22 protein-coding genes are annotated in these 24,203 nt (G+C 72.0%); 19 read left to right on the top strand and 3 right to left on the bottom strand.

Annotated elements, in window-relative coordinates:
• Positions 1 to 63: 63 nt before the first annotated feature.
• The 8 genes from ACFT32_RS25730 (at position 64) to ACFT32_RS25695 (ending at position 8,624) form a co-directional block, all read left to right on the top strand.
• Entirely contained in the window at positions 64 to 1,140 is a 1,077-nt protein-coding gene (locus ACFT32_RS25730; protein ID WP_382493546.1) for a nitronate monooxygenase, read from the top strand.
• Complete coding sequence (locus tag ACFT32_RS25725; protein ID WP_382493544.1) at positions 1,137 to 1,877, top strand: 16S rRNA (uracil(1498)-N(3))-methyltransferase; 741 nt, start codon at positions 1,137 to 1,139, stop codon at positions 1,875 to 1,877. Before ACFT32_RS25730 ends, ACFT32_RS25725 begins: the two co-directional genes overlap by 4 nt.
• A gap of 17 nt (positions 1,878 to 1,894) precedes the next feature.
• Entirely contained in the window at positions 1,895 to 2,287 is a 393-nt protein-coding gene (locus ACFT32_RS25720) for a VOC family protein (RefSeq protein WP_382493541.1), read from the top strand.
• A 160-nt stretch (positions 2,288 to 2,447) separates the two neighbouring features.
• On the top strand, positions 2,448 to 3,002 hold the full coding sequence (locus ACFT32_RS25715) for a hypothetical protein (RefSeq protein ID WP_382493539.1): 555 nt from the start codon (positions 2,448 to 2,450) through the stop codon (positions 3,000 to 3,002).
• 45 nt (positions 3,003 to 3,047) lie between these two features.
• Positions 3,048 to 6,248 (top strand): S41 family peptidase, encoded by a 3,201-nt coding sequence (locus ACFT32_RS25710; RefSeq protein ID WP_382493536.1) that lies wholly within the window; start codon positions 3,048 to 3,050, stop codon positions 6,246 to 6,248.
• A 97-nt stretch (positions 6,249 to 6,345) separates the two neighbouring features.
• Positions 6,346 to 6,699 (top strand): histidine triad nucleotide-binding protein, encoded by a 354-nt coding sequence (locus ACFT32_RS25705; RefSeq protein ID WP_215121481.1) that lies wholly within the window; start codon positions 6,346 to 6,348, stop codon positions 6,697 to 6,699.
• Between the two features lie 6 nt (positions 6,700 to 6,705).
• Positions 6,706 to 7,611 carry a ribonuclease Z gene (locus ACFT32_RS25700; protein ID WP_382493533.1) on the top strand — a complete coding sequence of 302 codons (906 nt, stop codon included), beginning with the start codon at positions 6,706 to 6,708 and terminating at the stop codon, positions 7,609 to 7,611.
• A 20-nt stretch (positions 7,612 to 7,631) separates the two neighbouring features.
• The gene (locus ACFT32_RS25695; RefSeq protein ID WP_382493530.1) at positions 7,632 to 8,624 is read left to right on the top strand and encodes an adenosine deaminase; all 993 of its coding nucleotides are present in this window, start codon (positions 7,632 to 7,634) and stop codon (positions 8,622 to 8,624) included.
• 15 nt (positions 8,625 to 8,639) lie between these two features.
• Here the strand turns inward: ACFT32_RS25695 and ACFT32_RS25690 are convergent, their stop codons facing one another.
• Positions 8,640 to 9,698, bottom strand: coding sequence for a hemin ABC transporter substrate-binding protein (locus tag ACFT32_RS25690; protein WP_382493527.1), 1,059 nt, complete (start codon positions 9,696 to 9,698; stop codon positions 8,640 to 8,642).
• 148 nt (positions 9,699 to 9,846) lie between these two features.
• Between ACFT32_RS25690 and ACFT32_RS25685 the strand changes: the two genes are divergently transcribed.
• From ACFT32_RS25685 to ACFT32_RS25670, 4 genes are all read left to right on the top strand, one after another.
• Positions 9,847 to 10,581 (top strand): hypothetical protein, encoded by a 735-nt coding sequence (locus tag ACFT32_RS25685; RefSeq protein WP_382493524.1) that lies wholly within the window; start codon positions 9,847 to 9,849, stop codon positions 10,579 to 10,581.
• A gap of 46 nt (positions 10,582 to 10,627) precedes the next feature.
• Entirely contained in the window at positions 10,628 to 11,614 is a 987-nt protein-coding gene (locus tag ACFT32_RS25680) for a hypothetical protein (RefSeq protein ID WP_382493522.1), read from the top strand.
• A gap of 85 nt (positions 11,615 to 11,699) precedes the next feature.
• On the top strand, positions 11,700 to 12,239 hold the full coding sequence (locus ACFT32_RS25675) for a hypothetical protein (RefSeq protein WP_382493519.1): 540 nt from the start codon (positions 11,700 to 11,702) through the stop codon (positions 12,237 to 12,239).
• A 97-nt stretch (positions 12,240 to 12,336) separates the two neighbouring features.
• Complete coding sequence (locus ACFT32_RS25670; RefSeq protein ID WP_382493516.1) at positions 12,337 to 14,898, top strand: immunoglobulin I-set domain protein; 2,562 nt, start codon at positions 12,337 to 12,339, stop codon at positions 14,896 to 14,898.
• 1 nt (position 14,899) lies between these two features.
• On the opposite strand, the gene ACFT32_RS25665 is transcribed toward ACFT32_RS25670, so the two are convergent.
• A complete protein-coding gene (locus tag ACFT32_RS25665; protein ID WP_382493513.1) occupies positions 14,900 to 16,240 on the bottom strand; it encodes an MFS transporter in 1,341 nt (446 codons plus the stop codon).
• A gap of 201 nt (positions 16,241 to 16,441) precedes the next feature.
• Positions 16,442 to 17,224, bottom strand: coding sequence for an IclR family transcriptional regulator (locus ACFT32_RS25660; protein ID WP_382493510.1), 783 nt, complete (start codon positions 17,222 to 17,224; stop codon positions 16,442 to 16,444).
• 88 nt (positions 17,225 to 17,312) lie between these two features.
• Between ACFT32_RS25660 and ACFT32_RS25655 the strand changes: the two genes are divergently transcribed.
• From ACFT32_RS25655 to ACFT32_RS25625, 7 genes are all read left to right on the top strand, one after another.
• Entirely contained in the window at positions 17,313 to 18,266 is a 954-nt protein-coding gene (locus tag ACFT32_RS25655; protein ID WP_382493507.1) for a 5-dehydro-4-deoxyglucarate dehydratase, read from the top strand.
• Positions 18,263 to 19,552, top strand: a complete 1,290-nt coding sequence (locus ACFT32_RS25650) for a glucarate dehydratase family protein (protein WP_382493504.1) — start codon at positions 18,263 to 18,265, stop codon at positions 19,550 to 19,552. Before ACFT32_RS25655 ends, ACFT32_RS25650 begins: the two co-directional genes overlap by 4 nt.
• 81 nt (positions 19,553 to 19,633) lie before the next feature.
• Positions 19,634 to 20,767: a carbohydrate kinase family protein gene (locus tag ACFT32_RS25645; protein ID WP_382493502.1), complete on the top strand. Its 1,134-nt coding sequence runs from the start codon at positions 19,634 to 19,636 to the stop codon at positions 20,765 to 20,767.
• Between the two features lie 172 nt (positions 20,768 to 20,939).
• Positions 20,940 to 22,007 carry a PhoH family protein gene (locus tag ACFT32_RS25640; RefSeq protein ID WP_184592509.1) on the top strand — a complete coding sequence of 356 codons (1,068 nt, stop codon included), beginning with the start codon at positions 20,940 to 20,942 and terminating at the stop codon, positions 22,005 to 22,007.
• A 14-nt stretch (positions 22,008 to 22,021) separates the two neighbouring features.
• Entirely contained in the window at positions 22,022 to 22,519 is a 498-nt protein-coding gene (gene ybeY / locus ACFT32_RS25635) for an rRNA maturation RNase YbeY (protein WP_184592507.1), read from the top strand.
• Positions 22,520 to 22,528: 9 nt separating this feature from the next.
• The gene (locus ACFT32_RS25630; protein ID WP_382493497.1) at positions 22,529 to 23,833 is read left to right on the top strand and encodes a hemolysin family protein; all 1,305 of its coding nucleotides are present in this window, start codon (positions 22,529 to 22,531) and stop codon (positions 23,831 to 23,833) included.
• Complete coding sequence (locus tag ACFT32_RS25625) at positions 23,830 to 24,189, top strand: MmcQ/YjbR family DNA-binding protein (RefSeq protein WP_382493496.1); 360 nt, start codon at positions 23,830 to 23,832, stop codon at positions 24,187 to 24,189. Before ACFT32_RS25630 ends, ACFT32_RS25625 begins: the two co-directional genes overlap by 4 nt.
• The last annotated feature ends 14 nt before the right edge of the window (positions 24,190 to 24,203 follow it).

Raw genomic sequence — 24,203 nt, 5'->3', positions numbered from 1 at the left:
TCTGGTCTATGCCACACGGAGGCCGGTTTCGGAGTTGTTCGGAGGACGTGACAACATGCGGTCATGTCCTCCGCACTGACCGATCTCTTCCCGCACCCGATCGTGCAGGCCCCCATGGCGGGTGGCGTCTCCGTACCGCAGCTCGCCGCCGCCGTGTGCGAGGCGGGCGGGCTCGGATTCCTCGCCGCCGGGTACAAAACGGCCGACGGGGTGTACCAGGAGATCAAGCAGCTCCGGAGCCTCACGAGCAGGCCCTTCGGCGTGAACGTCTTCATGCCGCAGCCCGAGTACGCCGACCCCGCCTCCATCGATGTCTATGCCCACCAGCTGGCCGGTGAGGCCACCTGGTACGAGGCCGAGCTCGGCGATCCCGACAGCGGTCGCGACGACGGCTACGAGACCAAGCTCGCGGTGCTGCGGGACAACCCCGTGCCGGTCGTGTCGTTCCACTTCGGCGTGCCGAGCCGGGAGGTCATCGACAGCCTGCACCGCGTCGGTACCTTCGTCCTCGCCGCCGCGACCACCCCCGACGAGGCCCGGGCCGTCGAGCGGGCGGGTGCGGACGGGGTCATCGCGCAGGGCGTCGAGGCCGGCGGCCACCAGGGCACCCACCGGGACATCCCTGAGCTGGACGGTGCCGGCATCGGACTGCTGTCGCTGGTCGCGCAGATCCGGGAAACCGTGAGCATCCCGATCGTCGCCGCCGGCGGCATCATGCGCGGCGGCCAGATCGCCGGGGTCCTCGCCGCCGGCGCGAGCGCGGCCCAGCTCGGCACCGCGTTCCTCGCCACGCACGAGTCGGGCGCGAACGCCCTGCACAAGCAGGCGCTGACCAACCCCCTGTTCGTGCGTACGGAGTTGACCCGGGCCTTCTCCGGGCGGCCGGCGCGCGGTCTCGTCAACCGGTTCCTGCGCGAGCACGGCCCGTACGCGCCGCCCGCCTACCCCGAGGTCCATCACCTGACCTCGCCGCTGCGCAAGGCCGCCGCCAAGGCGGGGGACGCGCAGGGGATGGCGCTGTGGGCCGGGCAGGGCCACCGGATGGCGCGGGAGCTGCCCGCCGGGCAGCTGGTGGAGGTGCTGGCCGGTGAACTCGCCACGGCGCGCGCGGTGCTGTCGGGTGGGGGCGGCGTCCTGTGACCGCGCCGGTGTTCGTCGTCGAGCACCTCGACGCGGGTGGCGGCGGCCGGTACGTCCTCGACGGTCCGGAAGGGCGGCATGCCGTCTCCGTGAAGCGGCTGCGGCCCGGCGAGGACATCGTCCTCACGGACGGGGCCGGGCGCTGGGCGGACTGCGTCGTGCTCGATACGGAGGGCAAGGACCGGCTGATCGTCCGGCTGGACTCGGTGACCGAGGAGCCGGAGGAGCGGCCCCGGGTCACCGTCGTCCAGGCGCTGCCCAAGGGCGACCGCGGGGAGCTGGCCGTCGAGACGATGACCGAGGTCGGTGTCGACGCGATCGTGCCGTGGGCGGCGGCGCGCTGCATCACGCAGTGGAAGGGCGAGCGCGGGCTGAAGGCGCTGGGCAAGTGGCGGGCGACGGCGCGGGAGGCGGGCAAGCAGTCACGCCGCGTACGGTTTCCGGAGGTCGCGGAGGCGGCGACGACCAAGCAGGTCGCTGCGCTGCTGGCCGGGGCCGAGTTCGCCGGCGTTCTCCATGAGAGCGGGGACGAGCCGCTGGCGACCGCCGAACTGCCGTCCTCCGGTGAGATCGTGCTGGTCGTTGGGCCCGAAGGGGGCGTGGCGCCCGAGGAGTTGGCGCAGTTCGAGGAGGCGGGGGCGAAGGCGTACCGGCTGGGGCGCAGTGTGCTGCGCACCTCGACTGCCGGCACGGCGGCTGCCGCGGTGCTCCTGGCCCGCACCGGCCGCTGGTCCTGATCCTTCCCGGAGGCACCGTGGAACTCGCACAGGTACGACTGCTCGTCACCGACTTCGCCGCCTGCTACCGCTTCTACGGCGAGGTTCTCGGCCTCAAGCCGCAGTCGGGCGCGGCGGACGGGCCGTACGAGAAGTTCAGCCCCGCCGTCGGCTCGGCGGGGATCGCCCTGCAGGACCGCACGATGATGGCCGAGATCCTCGACGAACTGGGCGACCCTGCGGCCGGCCATCGCTCCCTGGTCGTTCTGCGCGTCGACGCACTGGACACCTACTGCGAGGAGATCACCCTGCGGGGCGCCACGGTCCTGCACGGCCCGGCACCTCTGACCGACCGCATGCGCGTAGCTCACCTCAAGGACCCGGAGGGGAACTTGGTGGAGCTGCAGGAGTGGTTGCTGCTGCGCGGCTGACGCCGAGCCTCTTGCGTCGGCGGTCTCTGGGCATGTCGGCATGTCAGGGCTCAGGGCAGTGGGGGGAGCCGGAGCGGGCCGGGAGGAGGTGACGTGCGGGAGCCCCGAGTGGCCGTATGCGCCCTACCGCCCCGCCCTCGTCGGTGGCAGGCTGCCCTCCATGGGGGTATTGAGGAGGATTGGGCGGGGGCCGCGCAGCCGTAGGGCGGCGGTCGCGGTGACATGCGCGGTGGTTGTCGTAGGCGGCGCGGTCGCCTGTGAACCCGGCGGTGGCATCAGCTCCGCGGCCGTCGCGTACACCACCGACGAAACCGTCACCAAGGAGCTCAACCGCCAGAAGGCAGGTGTGCGCTGGCTGACGTGTACCGCCTCGTACGGGGAATCCGGCAAGGGCGGGAACGCCTCGCCCTCGGCACGTGAGAAGACCGTCGCGACCGTCGACTGTGAGGGGGAGACCGAGGACGGGAAGGACATCGTCGTCACCGGCAGGGTCACCCACGCCGTGGACGGCGAATGCGTGCGCGGGAAGATCACCGCCAAGGTCGACGGCAAGGTGTGGTTCGAGGTCGACGGGCTCGGCAACTGTGATGCCACTCCGTCGCCCGTCGGAGGCGGGCCCACGAACGGGCAGCCCGGGCCCACCGTCACCGTGACCGTCACACAGACCATCTGGTGCGAGCGCTATCCGGACTGCCGCCCTGTCGAGGGCAAGTGATCCGAAGTCTGTCCGCGTGGCGCCGTCCCTGCATAGGGTGATCGGGTGACTCAGTCCGCATCGCCTGCTTATCTCCGGTTCCCCCACGTGCACGGCGACCTGGTCGCCTTCACCGCCGAGGACGACGTGTGGCTCGCTCCCCTCGACGGCGGCCGGGCCTGGCGGGTCAGCGCCGACAACGTGCCGGTGACCCAGCCCCGCATCTCGCCCGACGGCACCACCGTCGCGTGGACCTCCACCCGCGACGGCGCTCCCGAGGTGCACATCGCCCCGGCCGACGGCGGACCCGCCAAGCGGCTGACGTACTGGGGAAGTTCGAAGACCCAGGTGCGCGGCTGGACCCCGGACGGCGAGGTCCTGGCGATCAGCACGCAGGGGCAGGCGAGCCTGCGCCGTACCTGGGCGCGTGCCGTTCCGCTCGACGGCGGTCCGGCCACCACCCTGCCGTACGGGCCCGTCGGTGACGTCGCCCACGGGCCGAGTGTGGTTCTGCTGAGCGCGCCGATGGGGCGCGAGGCCGCCTGGTGGAAGCGGTACCGGGGCGGTACCGCGGGGAAGCTGTGGATCGACCGGGAGGGGGACGGGGAGTTCGTACGGCTGCATCAGGAGCTGGACGGGAACGTCGAGTATCCGCTGTGGGCCGGTGAGCGCATCGCCTTTCTCTCCGATCACGAGGGCACCGGGGCGCTCTACTCCTCCCTCGCCGACGGGGCCGATCTGCGGCGGCACACGCCGCTCGACGGGTTCTACGCCCGGCACGCCGCGACCGACGGCACCCGGGTCGTCTACTCCAGCGCCGGTGAGCTGTGGGTGCTCGATGATCTGGACGGGGCCGAGCCGCGTCGGCTGGACGTGCGGCTGGGCGGGCAGCGCGTCGATCTTCAGCCGTTTCCGCTGCACGCCTCCCGGTCGTTCGGGTCGGCGTCCCCGGACCACACCGCGCGCGGCAGCGCCGTCTCCGTACGAGGCTCCGTCCACTGGGTCACCCACCGCGCCGGCCCCGCCCGCGCCCTCGCCGCGACGCCCGGCGTGCGGGCCCGGCAGCCGCGCGCCTTCCGCGCCGACGGCGAGGAGTGGGTGGTGTGGGTGACGGACGCCGAGGGCGACGACGCCCTGGAGTTCGCGCCAGCCACCGGGCTCGCCCCGGGGGCGACGCCGCGCCGGCTCGCAGCCGGGCAGCTCGGCCGGGTGCTGGACCTCGCCATGGCGCCCGACGGCAGCCGTGCGGCCGTCGCCTCGCACGACGGGCGGCTGCTGCTCGTCGAGCGGGAGACGGGTGAGGTGCGGGAGGTGGACCGGAGCGAGGACGGTGATGTGTCGGGGCTCGTCTTCTCGCCCGACTCCGCCTGGCTGGCCTGGTCCCACCCCGGACCGCGGCCCCTGTGCCAGCTGAAGCTCGCCAACACCACCGACCTGTCGGTCGCCGAGGCGACCCCGCTGCGCTTCCAGGACTACGCGCCCGCGTTCACGGTGGACGGCAAGCACCTCGCTTTCCTGTCGACCCGCTCCTTCGACCCGGTCTACGACGAGCACGTCTTCGACCTGGCCTTCGTGGAGGGCGCCCGGCCGCATCTGATCACCCTCGCGGCCACCACGCCCTCCCCGTTCGGGCCGCAGCGGCACGGCCGGTCCTTCGAGACGCCCGACCGGGAGGAGACCCCCGACAGCGAGGGCACCCCCACCACCCGCATCGACATCGAGGGCCTCGCCGACCGCATCGTGCCCTTCCCGGTCGAGGCCGCCCGCTACTCCAACCTGCGGGCCGCGAAGGACGGCGTCCTGTGGCTGCGCCACCCGGTCTCCGGAGTGCTCGGCGCGTCCCGGGCCACCCCGGACGATCCCGAGCCCAAGTCCGAGCTGGAGCGCTACGACCTCGCCCAGCAGCGGGTCGAGCATCTCGCCGTCGACGCCGACCACTTCGCGGTCAGCGGCGACGGCAAGCGGGTGCTGCTGTGGACGGACGGGCGGCTGAAGGTCGTCCCCAGCGACCGGCGCGCCTCGAACGACGACGACAGCGACTCCAATATCACCGTCGACCTCGGCCGCGTACGCCAGTTCGTCGACCCGGCCGCCGAGTGGCGGCAGATGTTCGACGAGAACGGCCGCATCATGCGGGACCACTTCTGGCGGCCGGACATGAGCGGCGTCGACTGGTCCGGCGTCCTCGACCGCTACCGCCCGGTCGTCGAGCGCCTCGCCACCCACGACGACCTCGTCGATCTGCTGTGGGAGGTCCAGGGCGAACTCGGCACCTCGCACGCCTACGTCACCCCGCGCGGCGGCTACGGCCGCGGCGCCCGTCAGGGCCTGCTCGGCGCGGACATCTCCCGCCACGAGGACGGCAGTTGGCGCGTCGACCGCATCCTCCCCTCGGAGACCTCCGACCCGGACGCCCGCAGCCCGCTCGCCGCACCCGGTGTCGCCGTACGCCCCGGGGACGCGATTCTCGCGATCGCGGGACAGCCGGTCGACCGCGTCGCCGGGCCCGGCCCGCTGCTGATCGGCACGGCGGGCAAGCCGGTGGAGCTGACCATCTCCCCGTCCGGCGGCGGCGACCCCCGGCACGCCGTCGTCGTCCCGGTCGCGGACGAGGAGCCGCTGCGCTACCACGCCTGGGTCGCAGACCGGCGTGCCTACGTCCACGAGAAGTCCGGCGGCCGTCTCGGCTATCTGCACGTCCCGGACATGCAGGCGCCCGGCTGGGCCCAGATCCACCGTGACCTGCGCGTCGAGGTCGCCCGCGAGGGCCTGGTCGTCGACGTCCGCGAGAACCGCGGCGGCCACACCTCCCAGCTGGTCATCGAGAAACTCGCCCGGCGCATCGTCGGCTGGGCGGTCCCGCGCGGCATGCGCCCCTACAGCTACCCCGAGGACGCCCCTCGCGGCCCTGTCGTGGCCGTCGCCAACGAGTTCTCCGGCTCCGACGGCGACATCGTCAACGCCGCGATCAAGGCCCTGGGCCTGGGCCCGGTGGTCGGCACCCGCACCTGGGGCGGCGTCATCGGCATCGACAGCCGCTACCGCCTCGTCGACGGCACCCTGGTCACCCAACCCAAGTACGCCTTCTGGCTCGAGGGCTATGAGTGGGGCGTCGAGAACCACGGGGTGGACCCGGATGTGGAGGTCGTCCAGCGCCCCCAGGACTACGTGGCGGGCAGAGACGCCCAACTGGATGAAGCAATCCGGCTGGCACTGGAAGCTCTGGAGGCAGTACCGGCAAAAACGCCCCCAGGCCTGCCAACTTAAGGGGCGCGGGGAACTGCGCGACCAGCCCAAACGCACCCGCACCCGACGACGATACGATGCCCGAGTCGGACCACACGGCCCAACCTCCGGAGGAAACATGGCAGGGGAGCCCCAGGAAGACTGCCTGTTCTGCAAGATCGTCGCCGGCACCATCCCGGCGACCATCGTGCGGCAGACAGACACCACCGTCGCGTTCCGCGACATCAACCCCCAGGCCCCCACCCACGTCCTGATCATCCCCAAGGCGCACTACGAGAACGCCGCAGCCCTCGCCGCCGCCGATCCCGGCCTCACCGCGGACGTGATCCGCGAGGCCCAGGCCGTCGCCGACGAGGAGAAGCTCGACAGCCACCGCCTCGTCTTCAACACCGGCAGCGGCGCCGGCCAGACCGTCTGGCACGTGCACGGCCATGTGCTCGGTGGCCGCGGCCTCGAATGGCCCCCCGGGTAGTCCGCCTTGTCCGTACGTGAACTCGTGGTCCTCGGCACCGCCAGCCAGGTGCCGACCCGGCACCGCAACCACAACGGCTACCTGCTGCGCTGGGACGGCGAGGGCATCCTCTTCGACCCCGGGGAGGGCACGCAGCGCCAGATGCTGCGGGCCGGGGTCGCCGCGCACGACCTGAACCGGATCTGCGTCACGCACTTCCACGGCGACCACAGCCTCGGCCTCGCCGGCGTCATCCAGCGCATCAACCTCGACAAGGTGCCGCACGAGATCACGGCCCACTACCCCCTCTCCGGGCAGCGCTTCTTCGACCGTCTCCGGTACGCCACCGCCTACCGCGAGACCGTCGACATCACCCAGTCGCCCGTCTCCGCCGACGGGCCCCTCGCCCGTGCGGGCACCTACACGCTGGACGCCCGGAAGCTGTCGCACCCCGTTGAGTCGTACGGCTACCGGATCGTCGAGCCCGACGGCCGCCGCATGCTGCCCGAGCGGCTCGCCGCGCACGGGATCAAGGGGTCGGACGTCGGCCGGATCCAGCGTGAGGGCTCGCTCGGCGGGGTCGCGCTCGACGATGTGAGCGAGGTGCGGCGCGGGCAGCGGTTCGCGTTCGTCATGGACACCCGGCTGTGCGACGGGGTGTACGCGCTCGCCGAGGGCTGCGACATGCTCGTCATCGAGTCGACCTTTCTCGACGAGGACGAGCAACTCGCTGTGGAGCACGGCCATCTGACGGCGGGACAGGCCGCGCGGGTGGCCCGGGACGGCGGTGTGCGGCATCTGGTGCTGACCCACTTCAGTCAGCGGTACACGGACCCGGACGAGTTCGAGCGGCAGGCGCGGGCCGCCGGCTACGAGGGTGAGCTGACCGTGGCGCACGATCTACTGAGAGTGCCGGTTCCGAAGCGTCGGTGAATCAGCCGTACGATGAATTGATGTCCCTCCCCAAAGCCGAACTGCACCTTCACATCGAAGGCACCCTGGAACCGGAACTCGCCTTCGAGCTTGCCGCGCGCAACGGCGTCACGCTGCCGTACGCCGACACGGACGAGCTGCGCGAGGCGTACCGGTTCGAGGATCTGCAGTCTTTCCTGAACCTGTACTACGAGCTCATGGCCGTCCTGCGCACCGAGCGCGACTTCGAGGACCTGGCCAATGAATACCTCGCCCGCGCCGCCGCTCAGGGGGTGCGGCACGCCGAGATCTTCTTCGACCCGCAGGCCCACACCAGCCGGGGGCTGGAGATCGGCACGGTCGTAGAGGGGCTGTGGCGGGCGCTGGGCAGCAGCGAGGCGAACCATGGTGTCTCGACCCGGCTGATCCTGTGCTTCCTGCGCGACGAGTCCGCCGAGTCGGCCCTGGCGACCCTGGACGCGGCGAAGCCGTACCTGGACCGGATCACCGGCGTCGGCCTCGACTCGGCCGAGGTCGGGCACCCGCCGGTGAAGTTCCGCGAGGTCTACGAGGCAGCCGCCGCGCTCGGGCTGCGGCGGGTCGCGCACGCCGGTGAGGAGGGGCCGCCGGAGTACATCACCGAGGCGCTGGACATCCTCGGCGTGGAGCGGGTCGACCACGGCCTGCGCTGTGTGGAGGACCCGGCGCTGGTGGAGCGGCTGGTGCGCGACAGGGTGCCGCTGACGCTGTGCCCGCTGTCGAACGTCCGGCTGCGGACCGTGGACACCCTCGCCGACCACCCCCTGCCCGCCATGCTGGACGCCGGTCTCATGTGCACGGTGAACTCGGACGACCCGGCCTACTTCGGCGGGTACGCCGGTGAGAACTTCGACGCCGTGCGCGCCACCCTGGGCCTGAGCGAGGAGCGGCTGCGGGAGCTCGCCCGCAACTCCTTCCTCGCGTCCTTCCTGGAGGACGACGAGGAGCTGCGGGCGCGGTATCTCGCCGAGGTGGAGGCCTACACCTTCCCGTAGGCCCGCCCGCTTCGTTCACTTGCCGTGGATGCGGTCCACCAGGATGTCGATGACCAGCGGCGTGCGCGGGCCGTAGCCCAGCAGCACGCCGTCCTCCACGTCGACGACGCGGCGGTTCATGCCGGCGGGGGTCTGGGCGATGCCGGGGATCTTGACGAGTCCGTCGATGCCGTCGACCGATTCCAGGCCCTTGGACATCATCAGGATGACGTCCGGCTGGGCCTGGGCGAGGGCCTCGGTGGTGATGGGGGTGAAGGGCTTGTCCAGGCCGGCTTCGGTGCCCGCGTCCACCGCGCCCGCGGCCTCGATCAGGGAGTCGGCGCCGGAGCCCTTGCCGCCGATCAGATAGACGGCCGCGCTGCCGCGCAGGTAGAGGAACGCCACCTTGGGCTTGCTGCCCTCGGGCACGGCGTCCCGGGCGGCGGCGAGTTCGTCGCTCATCCGCCGGTTGAGCGCCTTGCCCGCGTCGGGGACGCCGAGGGCCTCGGCGATGCGGGTCGTGCGCGTGGTGACGTCGGACAGCTTCGTCGCCGGGTCGAGGACGACGACGGGGATGCCGGCGTCCCGGATCTGGTCGAGCGCCTCGTCGGGGCCGGTGTCGGTGTCGGCGAGCACCACGGTCGGCCGCAGGGACAGCACGCTCTCCGCGCTCACGTCGTGCGCCTTGGTGACCTGGGGGAGCTTTTTCGCCTCGGCGAAGGTGGCGGTGATGTCGCGGCCCACGACCTGGTCGCCGAGACCCAGTGTGAACACGATCTCCGCCACGCCGCCGTTGAGCGGCAGGATGCGGGAGGCGTCCTCGACGGTGACCTTCCGGCCGTCGGAGGAGTCCACGGTCACCGGCAGCTTCGGGGCGGGGGCCTTGCCCTTCAGGGGCACGATCGTGTTCTTCGCGAGCTGCTTCTCGGCCGCCGTGGCACGGGCGTTCGCCGATGCCGGTGCGGCGTCCGAGCCGCCGGAGGACGATGATCCGCCTCCCGAGCCGCAGGCGCCGGTCAGCAGTCCGAGGGTGAGGGCGAGTGCGGCGAGGGCGCGCCTGCGGGCGGGGGGACGGCATCTCGCTGAGTTGAGCATGGCTCCACTTTTCCTCTCTCGCGACGCACAATTGACGGTTAGTTTAGGTTAGGCTCACCTTAATAAACCTTGGTGGGGGTGTTTCATGCCATCGTCAACTCGCCTGCGCCGCAAAGGAGTTGCCCGACATCGGGGAGCTTGGGGGATCGTGGGGGCCGTCGCCGCCCTGCTCGTCCCGGTTGCCGCTCCGGCCGTTGCCGCCGGTGGTTCGGCGACCGGTCCCGAGGGACAGAAACTCACCGTCTCCAAGTCCTCCGGCCTGAAATCGGCGGGTGAGACGGTGACCGTCACCGGCTCCGGCTACAACACGGAGAAGGGCATCTACGTCGCCTTCTGCGTGGACAACGGGCCGGGCAAGACCCCCACTCCCTGTGTCGGCGGCGTCGACATGTCCGGCGAGTCCGGCGCTTCGGCCTGGATCTCCGCCGACCCGCCCTCGTACGGGGACGGGCTGGCGAAGCCGTACGGCGGCAGCGGGCATGACGGCACCTTCAGCGTGAAGCTCAAGGTGCGCGCCAAGGACGCCAACACCGACTGCACGAAGACCGGCGTGACCTGCGCCGTCATCACGCGTAATGACCACACGCGCGGTGGCGACCAGAGCCAGACGGTCCGGGTGCCGGTGACCTTCGGCGGCGGCTCGTCCGGGGACGGCGGTGCGTCGGCCACGCCGAGCGACACGGCCGGGGCGAGCGCGACCGGCGGGGGTGGCGTGGTCAGTTCCGATGGCGGCGGCGACAAGGGCTCCGGCGGCCCGCTCGCCAGTACCGGCTCCGCCGCGCTGCCGCTCGGGCTCACCGCCGCCGGGCTGGTCGCGGCCGGCGCCGGTACCTGGTTCTGGGCGCGCCGGCGCCGGACCGCCGGGCGCGCGGACGTGAGCTGACTCGACTGCCGTCCAGGCACGGCATGTCCCGGAAGGGGATACGAAGATGGCGAAAAGACCCGGCGCCGTCGCCCTGGCCGTCGGCACCGCTCTGTTCGCGGTGCTGTCGCCGGGCGCTGCGGCAGCGCGGGAGGGTGAGGCCCTTCCGCGCGGGGTGTCCGGAGGGTACGCGAGCTGGAACACGGCCGCGCCCGGCCTCACCGGCAGAGGCATCGCGCTGACCACGGACCGACCGGCCGTACAGGGGGCGGCCGATCGGTCCTGGTTCCCGGCGACGGGAGGCGGCGCGGATCCCGGAACCGGGGCGGCGGAGGTCGAGTTGGGCGGCATCGCCCGTCTCGAACGGTCCGCCGCCCCGGGCGACCCGGGCGACCCGCTCGTCCTGGGCGGCCTGCGGCTGGAGTTGACTGGCGGCGGGGACGGAGGCGGGGGCGGCGGTGCGCTGCACGTCCGGGCCGTACGCGACGGCCGCGCTCAGGAGGTGACGCTGGCCGAGATCGCGGCGGGCGGCGCCGAACCCGCCGTACGCGCGGGCGGGATGACCTGGACCGGGCTGCGGGCGTCCCTCACGGACGAGGGGGCGGGGCTGCTGTCCGACTGGAGCGGGGAGCAGTTCGCGTCGGGGGACGCGCTGGGGGTGCTGGACGTGACGGCCGGGACCGGGGCCGGGGGCGGTGCTTCCGGTGACGTACCGTCGCCGCCGTCGCCGACCCCCACGGCCCCGGACACTCCCGCGCCCCAACCTCAGCGGGAGCGAATGAGCGCCCCCGTGGCCTCCGTCGCGCACTCCGCACTCGCTCCCGGCGAGGAACAGCGGGTCACCGGCGAAGGCTTTGCGCCCGGCGCGGTCGTGCTCGTCGCGATCGACGGCGACACCCGATACCAGGCGGTGGCCGACGAGGAGGGTCGTGTCGCCCGCGCCTTCCCGGTGTACGCCACGGCCGTCGAGGGCGGGCACACGGTCGAGTTGTCGGCCGTGACCGCACAACAGGGCGCCGCTGTAGCGCAGTTCACGGTGCGTACCGCGAACTGACTCTTGCATACTTAGGTAAGGCTTACCTAATCTTTGCTCGCTGTCGACCAACGAGGTCGACCGACGAGAAAGGGCTCGTACCCCCATGAGATCCGCCTTCTCCGCTCGTATCGCCGCCCGTGCCGGCGTGGCCGCCGCCGCATCCGCCGCCCTCACCCTGGGCCTGGCCGGCTCGGCCTCCGCCGCCACCTCGACCCGCACGATCACCGACGGCGGCACCACGTACAACCTGTCGGTGACCGCGCCGAACACGGCCTCGGCGGCCGGTCAGGTCATCAATGTCACCGGCTCCGGCTTCAACCCGGGTCAGGGCATCTACGTAGGCCTGTGCGTGGTCTCGGGCGCTCCGGGGGCCGCCAAGCCGACCCCCTGTCTGGGCGGCCAGGACGAGAGCGGCTCCACCGGTGCCTCGCACTGGGTGAACAACACCTTCGGCGGGATGTTCGCCAACAGCTCCAAGTTCGGCACCGGCGGCACCTTCGACGTGAACATCTTCGTCAAGGCCACCCTCGACAACGGCCAGGTCTGCGGCGACGACGTCACCTGCGCGATCGTCACCCGCGCCGACCACTTCGACGGCAACGACCGCAAGTACGACGTCCACGTCCCGGTCACCTTCCAGTGACGGCTGACTGACGCACCGCCAGGCCGGGCCCCGGGGCACTCCGGGGCCCGGCCCTCGGCGTCCGTACGGGCCCACCCGACCACGTGAGGAACCGCTCATGCATCACAGACGCCCGGCGGCGCTGCTCGGCGTCGCCGCCCTGGTGGCCGCCTCGGTCGCCGTGGGCGCCGGCACCGCCGCGCAGGCCGCCGACACCCCGAGGACGGCCCTCGGCAAGAACGGCCAGAAGCTCACGGTCTCCGCCTCCGCGAACCTCGACCCGGACGGCGAGACCCTGCGCGTCACCGGCTCCGGCTACGGCACCGCCAAGGGCATCTACGTCGCCGTGTGCAAGGACAACGGCGACAACCGCATCCCCACCCCCTGCCTGGGCGGCGCCGACCAGAGCGGCGGCAGCGGCGCCTCGAAGTGGATCGTCCCCGAGGGCGATGCCAACGAGGGCCCGCTCACCGAGACCTTCGGCGACGGAGGCACCTTCGACGTCGAGATCGAGGCCATGGCCAAGGACGGCGGCCTCGACTGCGCCCAGGTCCGCTGCTCGGTCGTCACCCGCGTCGATCACCGGGCCGCCGGCGACCGCTCCCAGGACGTCCGGATCCCGATCACCTTCAAGGGCCAGGAGCCCGGTGGCGGCGACGGCGACGGCGTGGACGTCCCGGCCGGAACCGTCAGTTACACGCGCTCCGCCGAGATCACCACCGTAGGCCGCCCCAACGCCCTGCTGCTGCACCCCGATTCCAAGAAGCTGTACGTCGGCTCCGACAACATCCCCGACACCGCCGACGTCAACGAGGCGGGCCTGTACGTCCTGAACCCCGAGGACGGCAAGCTGCTCAGCCATGTCGCCCAGGCCCCCGGCTCCACCGGCACGATGCAGCCCCGCGCGGTGCAGCGGATCATCGCCCCGCTCGCCGGTGACGGGGTCGTCTTCCAGTACCCGGTGCGCGGCATCGGCACCGCCAAGGACGGCGACACGGCTGCGAAGGGCGTCTGGCCGCCCGGCGGCGCGGTCACCGGGGCCGCTCCGGGCACCGGCGCCGACACCGTCCTGATCTCCCAGGGCGCCGCCCTGTCCGAGGTGGAGACCGCCACCGGGGCCGTCAGGCGGACGGTCACCCTCGACGGCGGCGGCGACCTCGCGGCCGACACCGCCCGCAAGACCCTCTGGTCCGCCGAGACCACCGGCGGCAAGCTCCGCCGTATAGACGCCGGGGCCCTCACCGTGACCGCGGAGGCGGCCCTGCCCGCGGAGATCCTCGCCTTCGTCGAGGTGGACCCCGAGACCGGCAACGTCTGGGTGGGGACGGGCTCTTCGGTGCTCGTCTTCGACAAGAACGCGAAGCTCCTGACGACCCTCAAGGGCAAGGACCGGCCCACCGCGGTCGCCTTCGACAAGACCACGGGTGAGGCCTTCGTCCTCCGTGAGGACTACGGCAGCGCGGAGGACGGCGCGGACAACAACGGCGTCCTGGAGGTGTACGACAGCACCGCCTTCGAGCAGGCGGCCGTGCCCGTCGCCCTGCCCGGCAGCCTCGCGGGCGGCTTCGGCGGTGTGGCCGTCACCCCGGGTGCCGGCTCCGTCTATCTCACCCACCAGGCGGAGAGTTCGGTCCTCCGGTTCGACCGCCGTGTCTCGCCGAAGGTCACCCAGTCCCCGACCGACCAGACAGTGGCGCCGGGCGACAAGGTCACCTTCGTGGCGGCGGCCCAGGGCACCCCGGAACCGACCGTGCGCTGGCAGGTCAGCACCGACGGCGGCCAGACCTGGTCCGCGATCGAGGGTGCGACGCGCACCTCCTACTCCTTCACGGTGCGGTCGGGGCAGAACGGCTACCGGTACCGCGCCGAGTTCAAGAACACCGCCGGCACCACCCGCACCTCCCCGATCACCCTGACCGTCAAGGAGGCCGGGGGCGGCGGCCCCGGGGGCGGCGACGGCGGCGAGGACACCGAGCCGTCCGGCACGAAGACCGTGACCGGTCCGGAGGGGCAGAAGCTCACCGTCACCCCGGTCAACCACCTCTCCACCGAGGACCAGACCCTCAAGATCACCGGCTCCGGCTACGACATGAAGAAGGGCGTCTACGTCGCCCTGTGCGTCGACAACGGCGAGGGCGAACTGCCCACCCCGTGCATCGGCGGCGTCGACATGTCCGGCACCTCGCACTCCTCGGCGTGGATCTCCTCCGACCCGCCCGACTACGGCGAGGAGTTGGCGATCCCGTACGGCAAGGGCGGCACCTTCGAGGTCGAGCTGACGGTGGACGCCAAGGACGAGTACACGGACTGCTTCAAGGCCACCTGCGTCCTGGCCACCCGTGCCGACCACACCCTCTCCGGCGACCGCTCCCAGGACGTCAAGGTCCCGGTCGCCTTCGTCGGCCAGGACCCGGTGGACACCGACGACGGAAAGGGCGGGGGTACCGGGGGCGGCACCGGCGGTGGCACCGGAGGCGGTGGCACGGACGGTGGCACCGGCACGACGGGCGGCTCCGGTGGTACCGGTGGTGGCGGTACCGGGACGTCGGCCGCCGGGGCCTCCGGCAGCCTCGCCTCCACCGGCGTCACCGTCCTGACGGTGGCCGCGCTGGCGGCGGCCCTCACGGCGACGGGCTGGTTCGTGTACCGGCGCGCCCGCACGGGCGGCACCCTCGGCTGACCTACCGGGCTCCGGACCCCGGTGAGGCACCCGCCTGCCGGGGTCCTGCCTGGTCGTAGGCCCGCTGGGCCGGAACGGCCGCGGCCTCCATGGCGATCTCCACAACCGGCTGTTCCGGGGCACCGATCTCGGGGATCGCGCCGGAGGGCGTGCCGGTGGTGGCGGCGACCAGGGCGGCCGGGTGGCCGCCGCGGCGGCGGATCGCGCCGGGCAGCAGCGGGCGCCCGCCGGTGTGCAGGGCGACGGCCGTCATCGGCAGGGCGATCACCAGCAGGCCGGCGCCGAGGACCGCGCCCATGGCCGGGAACCCGGCCTGCGCCGACAGCACACTGCCGGTGAGCGGTCCGGCGGCCGTGCCCAGCGAGGACGCCGAGCCGACCAGTACCGCCCAGCGGCCGCGCGGGTCGAGCGAGGCGGCGAGCCCGATCAGATACGACAGCACCACCGGGTACAGCGTGTTCCAGGCGATCTCGCCGGTCGCGAAGCTCGTCAGGTCGGTCGAGGACGCGCTGAGCGCGATACAGCCGGCGATGAGGACCGTGCCCGCCCCGATGGGAACGGCACGTCCCAGGCGGGCGCCGAGCGCGCCCGCCGCCAGGACCCCGGTCAGTCCGGCGCCCAGTCCCAGGGCGAACACGGCACCGACGGTGGCTTCGCCGAGGTGGGCCTGGTCAAGACCGATCCGTCCGCTCACGCCCCACAGGGAGTTCTGGGCGAGCGACCAGCACAGCATGGCGGCGGCCAGCACCAGTCCCGAACGGGCGTGCGGCAACCGGGCCTTGTGATGCCGGGTGGGCGCGGCGGGCGCACCGGCGGGGAGGCGGCCGGTCAGCGGCCATACGACCAGGGCCGTGAGGGCGATCGCGGCCAGCGGCAGGCCGTGCCCCGGGCCGAGGCGCGGGACCGTCAGATACACGGCACCCGCGAGGGCGGAGACGGTGAGCAGTCCGGCAGTGGAGGCCCGGTGCGGATCCCGCTGCCCGGCGATGAGGGTGGCGGCGACGGTGGTGGCCGTGCCGGAGCCGAACCCGCCGAGGACGGCCCCGGCGACGACGGCCGGGACGGCGGTGGTGAGCGAGGCACCGCCGTAGCCGAACACGGCCAGGGCGAGACCGATCCGGGCGAGGGTGCGGGCACCGATCCGTTCGACCCGTGAGGCCAGGACGAATCCGGCGGCGGCCGAACTCAGCAGCAGCGCACTGCCGACGGCGCCGGCCTGTGTGGCGGAGAGCGGAAGGTCCGAGTCGAGCCTGCCGACGGTGGTCGGCAGCAGATACGGAGCGAGGTACCCGGCCGTGAAAAGGGCAACGAGGGGCCAGGGTGTGGTGCGGGGGGCGAACACGGGCGTTCCCAGGGCATGCGAAAGGAGCGGGAAGAGGGGGGAGGGGCGACGACCGTCGACGGACAGGAACGCGCGGGCAATTTGTATCAAGCAAGTAGTCGAACGCGTGAACCGAGAAGGTGTGATCTGGAGCACGTTGCGTTTGGTGCGGTGAAGCCCGGGTAAACGAACGCCTTTCGCCAGGTGGCGCGGGTGTTCTCGCTAACGCCAGTGCACCGCTCCGGCCCCCGCCGGAACCGTCGCCTCGGCCTTCGCCCGGATCTCCCGCATCACGGCGACGATCCGCTCCTCGTGCTCCGGAGTGAGCCGGGCGACCGGCACCGAGCAGCTGATCGCGTCCAGCGCGGGGGAGTCGTAGCGCAGCGCGAAACCGAAGCCGACGATCCCGCTCACGCCCTCCTCCCGGTCCACGGAGTGACCGCGGGCCCGGACCCGCGCGAGGTCGGCCGCCAGGGACTCCCGGCTCGTGTGCGAGTTCGGGGTCAGCGCCTCGTACGGCCCCTCGGGCAGCTCCACGTCCGGGCGCTCCGCGAGCAGCGCCTTGCCCAGTGCTCCGGCGTGGGCGGGCAGCCGGCGCCCCACCCGGCTGATCGTGCGCAGGTACTCGTGCGACTCCCGCGTCGCCAGATAGGCCACGTCCCGGCCGTCCAGGCGCCCCATGTGGATGGTCTCGCCGAGCGCCTCGGACGCCTCGTCGAGATACGGCCGTACGGCCCGGACCCGGGGGTCGGTGTCGAGGTAGCTCGTGCCGGCGAGCAGGGCGTGGATGCCGATGCCGTACAGGGAGCCGGTGACGTCGGTGCGTACCCAGCCGCGCGAGATCAGGGTCTGGAGCAGCGCGTACATCGAGCTGCGCGGCACGCCGAGTTCGTCGGCCAGCTCCTGCAGCCGGGCCGGGCGGTCGCCGCGTGCCGCGAGGAGTTCCAGCAGCTCGACCGTGCGCGCCGCGGACTTCACTTCGCGGACGCCCCCTGTGTCTGACATGAGCCGATCGTAATCGGGCGGCCCCGGGCGGTTGACGTTCGCGTACTCAACCGCCATTCTCATATATAAATGATGTCTACATAAGGAGATGACCGTGAGCGCTGGCGCTGGACCGGAAGCGGTCGCGCGGCGGCTGCGGGACGGCATGGCCGGTGGCGTGCTGTCGTTCCCGCTGACCAGCTTCCGCGACGACGGCACCCTCGACCCGGACGGCTTCCGCGCCTACGTCGCGGAGCGCCTCGCCGCCTCGCCCGGCGCCGTCTTCCCCGCCTGCGGCACCGGCGAGTTCTTCTCGCTGGACGAGGACGAGTACCGCCAGGTCGTCACCCTCACCGTCGAGGAGGCGGCGGGCCGCGTTCCCGTCGTGGCCGGCATCGGGTACGGCTGGGCGCAGGCCGTCCGCTTCGCGCGCATCGCCGAGGAGGCAGGCGCCGACGCGCTCCTCGTGCTGCCGCACTACCTCGTCGCCGCCCCGCAGGACGGTCTGGTCGCCCAGCTGGAACAGATCGCCGCCCGCACCCGGCTGCCGCTGATCGCCTACCAGCGCGGCCAGGTCGCCTTCACCGCCGAGTCGCTCAAGCGCATCGCGGCCCTGCCGAACGTCATCGGCCTCAAGGACGGCCACAGCGACCTCGACCGGCTGCAGCGCCTCACGCTCGCCGCCCCCGAGGACTTCCTGTTCTTCAACGGTGCCGCCACCGCCGAGATCCAGGCCCGCGCCTACGCCACCGTCGGCGTCCCCGCCTACTCCTCCGCCGTCCACGCCTTCGCCCCCGAGATCGCCGACGCCTTCTTCGCCGCCCTGCGCGACGGCGACCACGGCACGGTCGACAAGCTGCTGCGCGACTTCTACGTCCCGCTCGTCGAACTGCGCGACCGCGTCCCCGGATACGCCGTGTCGCTGGTGAAGGCGGCGGCCCGGCTGCGCGGCCACCGGGTCGGGCCGGTACGCGCCCCGCTCACCGACCCCTCCGACCGCGACCTCGCCGAGCTCTCCTCCCTGCTGAGCGCCGGCCTCGACCTCGTAGGAGCCACCCGGTGAACCTCGCCATCACGGACGTACGGCTGACGCCGATCCTGGTCGCCGACCCGCCGCTGCTGAACACGCAGGGCGTGCACCAGCCGTACACGCCCCGGCTGATCGTCGAGGTCGTCACGGCCGACGGGATCACGGGCGTGGGGGAGACCTACGGCGATGCCAAGTACCTGGAGCTGGCCCGCCCCTTCGCCGAGCGGCTGAAGGGGCACCAGGTCAGCGATCTGAACGGGCTGTTCACGCTCGCGGACCAGGTCGCCGTGGACCGCTCCCGGGTGGAGAACGCCGTCGACGTCGGCGGGCTGCGCGGCGTCCAGACCGCCGACAAGCTGCGGCTTTCCGTCGTCTCCGGCTTCGAGGTCGCCTGCCTCGACGCCCTCGGCAAGGCGCTCGGACTGCCCGTGCACGCGCTGCTCGGCGGCAAGGTGCGCGACGCCGTCGAGTACAGCGCCTACCTGTTCTACAAGTGGGCCGACCACCCGGAGGGCATCCCGGCCGAGAAGGACGACTGGGGCGCCGCCGTCGACCCGGCGGGCGTGGTGGAACAGGCCCGCCGGTTCAAGGAGCGCTACGGCTTCACCTCCTTCAAGCTCAAGGGCGGCGTATTCCCGCCCGACGAGGAGATCGCGGCCGTACGGGCACTGGCCGAGGCGTTCCCGGGGCATCCGCTGCGGCTGGACCCCAACGGCGCCTGGTCCCTCGAGACGTCGGTCGAGGTGGCCCGGGAGCTCGGGGAGGTCCTGGAGTACCTGGAGGACCCCGCGCTCGGCACCCCCGCCATGGCCGAGGTCGCCGAGCGGACCGGGGTGCCGCTGGCCACCAACATGTGCGTGACGACGTTCGCCGAGATCAAGGAGGCGTTCACCAAGGGCGCCGTTCAGGTCGTCCTCTCCGACCACCACTACTGGGGCGGCCTGCGCAACACCCAGCAGCTCGCCGCCGTCTGCCGGACCTTCGGGGTCGGCGTGTCGATGCACTCCAACACCCACCTGGGCATCTCGCTCGCCGCGATGACCCACGTGGCGGCCACCGTCCCGAACCTCCACCACGCCTGCGACTCCCACTACCCCTGGCAGTCGGAGGACGTCCTCACCGAGCGGCTGACCTTCGAGGGCGGCAAGGTCGCGGTGCCGGACGCGCCCGGGCTCGGCGTCGAGCTCGACCGCGAGCGCCTCGCCGTACTGCACCGGCGGTGGCTGGACGACGACGGCGCGCTGCGGGACCGCGACGACGCGGCGGCCATGCGGATCGCCGACCCCGAGTGGGTGACGCCCTCTATGCCCCGCTGGTAGGGCATGACTGCGTGATCGGCGTCACGTTGTCGGTGGTGTGGTGCAGACTGGCCTGATCCGCACCACGTCAGGGAGCGCACCGTGATCGCGTCCACCGCCCCGGCCGGAAAGGGCCCGAGAAAGGGATCGCACCGCCAGACCCAGGTCGATCCCCTCGCCCCGCTGCGCGTGCCGGACGACCCGCCCTGGGACGTCTATCTCACCGGCACCGTCTTCCTGGACATCATCTTCACCGGGCTCGACTCCGCCCCGGTGCGCGGGACCGAGTCCTGGGCGCGCGGGATGGGGTCGAGCCCCGGCGGCGTCGCCAACATGGCGACCGCGCTGGCCCGCCTCGGCCTCAGGACGTCCCTCGCGGCGGCCTTCGGCGACGACCACTACGGCGACTACTGCTGGGACGCCCTGGAGCACGGCGAGGGCATCGACCTCTCCCCGTCGCGCACGGTGCCCGGCTGGCACTCCCCGGTGACCGTCTCCATGGCCTACGAGGGGGAGCGCACGATGGTCTCGCACGGCCATGAGCCGCCCCCGGAGGAACCGGCCCCCGAGTGCCCGCCCCGCGCCCGTGCCGCCGTCGCCTCCCTCGCACCGGGCGTGAGCGCGCCCTGGATCGCCCAGGCCGCGAGCAAGGGCACCCGGGTCTTCGGCGACGTCGGCTGGGACGACACCGGCGCGTGGGACCTGGCGGCACTGCCCGACCTGCGGCACTGCGAGGCCTTCCTGCCGAACGCGGAGGAGGCCATGCGCTACACGGGCGCCGACTGCCCGCGGGCCGCGGCGCACGCCCTGACCGAGTACGTGCCGCTCGCGGTGGTCACGCTCGGGGCGGACGGGGCGTACGCGGTGGACCGGCGTACGGGGGAGACGGCGGAGGTGCCGGCCATCGAGGTCGAAGCCCTCGACCCGACGGGGGCCGGTGATGTGTTCGTCGCCGGGTTCGTCACCGGCACCCTGGCGGACTGGCCGCTCGCGGACCGGCTGGCCTTCGCCGGGCTGACCGCGGCGCTGTCGGTGCAGGAGTTCGGCGGGTCGTTGTCCGCGCCGGGGTGGTCGGAGATCGCGGCGTGGTGGCGGAAGGTGCAGTCGGTCCAGGGACAGTCGCCGACGGCGCTGCGACGGTACGGGTTCCTGGCGGGGCTGGTGCCGGAGAAGCTGGTCAGACCCTGGCCGTTGCGGCGGGCCGTTCCCACGATCGGCTTCAGGCGCTCGGCGTGATGTCCAGGCCTGCTCGGGGCTCCGGTTACGGGGAACTGTCGCCCCCGTTTCCAACCCCACCCCTAAAAGCCCTACGGCCTTGTCAGTGCTCCGTCGTACCCTTGGAATCGCGAGGCCGCCCTCAGCTACGCGGCCGTGACGAGGAGGAACCGCAGGCCTTAAGCGCCGGCCCATGACTCAGACACCCACAGCTCACACCCCCGCGCAGGAGCAGGCGAGAGCGCAGTTCACCGTCCCCGCCCAGCACCCCATGGTGACCGTGCTGGGGTCCGGCGACAGCCTCCTGCGCGTGATCGAGAAGGCCTTCCCGGCGGCCGACATCCACGTCCGGGGCAACGAGATCAGCGCGGTCGGCGACCCAGCGGACGTCGCCCTCATTTCGCGCGTGTTCGACGAGATGATGCTCGTGCTCCGCACCGGGCAGCCGATGACGGAGGACGCAGTGGAACGCTCGATCGCCATGCTCAAGGCGAGCGAGAACGGGGAGAGCGACGGCCAGGAGACCCCGGCCGAGGTGCTCACGCAGAACATCCTGTCCTCGCGAGGCCGCACGATCCGCCCCAAGACGCTCAACCAGAAGCGCTACGTGGACGCGATCGACAAGCACACCATCGTCTTCGGCATCGGCCCCGCCGGCACCGGCAAGACATACCTGGCGATGGCCAAGGCGGTGCAGGCCCTGCAGTCCAAGCAGGTCAACCGCATCATCCTGACCCGCCCGGCGGTCGAGGCCGGAGAGCGCCTCGGCTTCCTCCCGGGCACGCTCTACGAGAAGATCGACCCGTATCTGCGCCCGCTCTACGACGCGCTGCACGACATGCTCGACCCGGACTCGATCCCGCGGTTGATGGCGGCGGGCACCATCGAGGTCGCGCCGCTGGCGTACATGCGTGGCCGGACCCTCAACGACGCCTTCATCATCCTGGACGAGGCCCAGAACACGAGCCCCGAACAGATGAAGATGTTCCTCACCCGCCTCGGCTTCGAGTCGAAGATCGTGATCACGGGTGACGTGACGCAGGTCGACCTCCCGGACGGCACCAAGAGCGGTCTGCGGCAGGTGCAGGAGATCCTGGAGGGCCTGGACGACGTCCACTTCTCCCGGTTGTCGTCGCAGGACGTGGTCCGGCACAAGCTGGTGGGCCGTATCGTCGACGCGTACGAGCAGTACGACACCAAGCACGGCACCCAGAACGGCGGGCACAAGAGCCGCGGCAAGTCCGTGCACAAGGGGAAGTAGACAAGCACAACACCATGTCGATCGACGTCAACAACGAGTCCGGCACCGAGGTCGACGAGCAGGCGATCCTCGACATCGCCCGCTACGCACTCGCACGGATGCGCATCCACCCGCTCTCCGAGCTCTCGGTGATCGTCGTGGACGCCGACGCCATGGAGCAGCTCCACATCCAGTGGATGGACCTCCCCGGCCCCACGGATGTCATGTCCTTCCCGATGGACGAGCTGCGCCCGCCGTCCAAGGACGAGGACGAGCCGCCGCAGGGGCTGCTCGGCGACATCGTGCTCTGCCCCGAGGTCGCCACCAAGCAGGGAGCCGAGGCCGACACGCAGCACTCCATGGACGAGGAGCTCCAGTTGCTCACCGTCCACGGAGTGCTGCACCTGCTGGGCTACGACCACGAGGAGCCGGACGAGAAGGCCGAGATGTTCGGCCTCCAGGCGGCCATCGTGGACGGCTGGCGCTCGGAGCGGGGCCTGACCGGCCCGTCCCCGGCGCCGACGGTCTCGTAGAGCCGGCCGATGAATCCGCAACTCGCCCTGGGCGCGGTCGCCCTGGTCGTCGTGGCCTGGCTCGCCGCCTGTGCGGAGGCGGGCCTCGCGCGGGTCTCCAGCTTCCGTGCCGAGGAGGCCGTGCGTTCCGGGCGCCGCGGCAGCGCCAAGCTCTCCCAGGTCGCCTCCGACCCGACCCGCTATCTGAACGTGGCGCTGCTGGTGCGCGTCGCCTGCGAGATGGCCGCCGCCGCGCTGATCACCTACGGCTGCCTGATGGAGTTCGACAACACCACCGAGGCCCTCCTGGTCGCCATCGCGGTCATGGTCCTCGTGTCGTACGTCGCCGTCGGCGTGTCCCCGCGCACCATCGGCCGCCAGCACCCGCTGAACACGGCGACGGTCTCGGCGTACGTCCTGGTGCCCCTGGCCAGGATCATGGGCCCGATCCCCTCGCTGCTGATCCTCATCGGCAACGCGCTCACCCCCGGCAAGGGCTTCCGCCGCGGCCCCTTCGCCTCCGAGGCGGAGCTGCGCGCGCTGGTCGACCTCGCCGAGAAGGAGTCCCTCATCGAGGACGAGGAGCGCCGCATGGTGCACTCGGTCTTCGAGCTGGGCGACACCCTCGTCCGTGAGGTCATGGTCCCGCGCACGGACCTGGTGGTCATCGAGCGTTTCAAGACCATCCGCCAGGCCCTCACCCTCGCCCTGCGCTCCGGCTTCTCCCGCATCCCGGTGACCGGTGAGAGCGAGGACGACATCGTCGGGATCGTGTATCTGAAGGACCTGGTCCGCAAGACACACATCAGCCGCGACGCCGAGTCCGAGCAGGTGTCCACGGCGATGCGCCCGGCGTTCTTCGTGCCCGACACCAAGAACGCGGGCGACCTGCTGCGCGAGATGCAGAAGGAGCGCAACCACGTCGCCGTCGCCGTCGACGAGTACGGAGGCACCGCCGGCATCGTCACCATCGAGGACATCCTCGAGGAGATCGTCGGCGAGATCACCGACGAGTACGACCGCGAGCTGCCCCCGGTGGAGGATCTCGGCAAGGACCGCTTCCGGGTCACCGCCCGGCTCGACATCGGCGACCTGGGCGATCTGTACGGCCTGGAGGAGTTCGACGACGAGGACGTCGAGACGGTCGGCGGGCTGCTGGCCAAGGCACTGGGCCGGGTTCCCATCGCGGGTGCGTCGTCCGTGGTCGGCCTGCCCGACGGCAGGGAACTGCGGCTGACGGCGGAGGCCGCGGCCGGCCGCCGCAACAAGATCGTGACGGTGCTCGCGGAGCCGGTGGAGCCGGCGGACGCCGCTCAGGAGGAGACGCCGGAATGACCCCGCAGGAGCTGCGCGCGTTCTGCCTGTCCTTCAACGCGGCGGTGGAGGACTTCCCGTTCCGCCCGGAGATCTCGGTCTTCAAGGTCCAGGGCAAGCTGTTCGCCCTGTCGCATCTCGACGAGCGGCCCCTGAAGGTCAACCTCAAGTGCGACCCGGACGACGCGGTCCGGCTGCGCGGCGAGCACGAGGGCCTCGTCGTTCCCGGCTGGCACATGAACAAGCGCCACTGGAACACGGTCACGGCCGACGGCGAACTCCCGGACCGGCTGGTCCGGGAGCTCATCGAGGACTCCTACGACCTCGTCGTCGCGGGCCTGCCGCGAGCGGACCGCCTCCGTCTGGACCGTCCCTGAGACCGTCCCTGAGA

The sequence above is a fragment of the Streptomyces sp. NPDC057002 genome (assembly GCF_042673825.1).
Taxonomy (GTDB): Bacteria; Actinomycetota; Actinomycetes; order Streptomycetales; family Streptomycetaceae; genus Streptomyces.
Note: the sequence above shows the minus strand (reverse complement) of the source record. Positions and strands in the feature narration are given on the sequence as shown.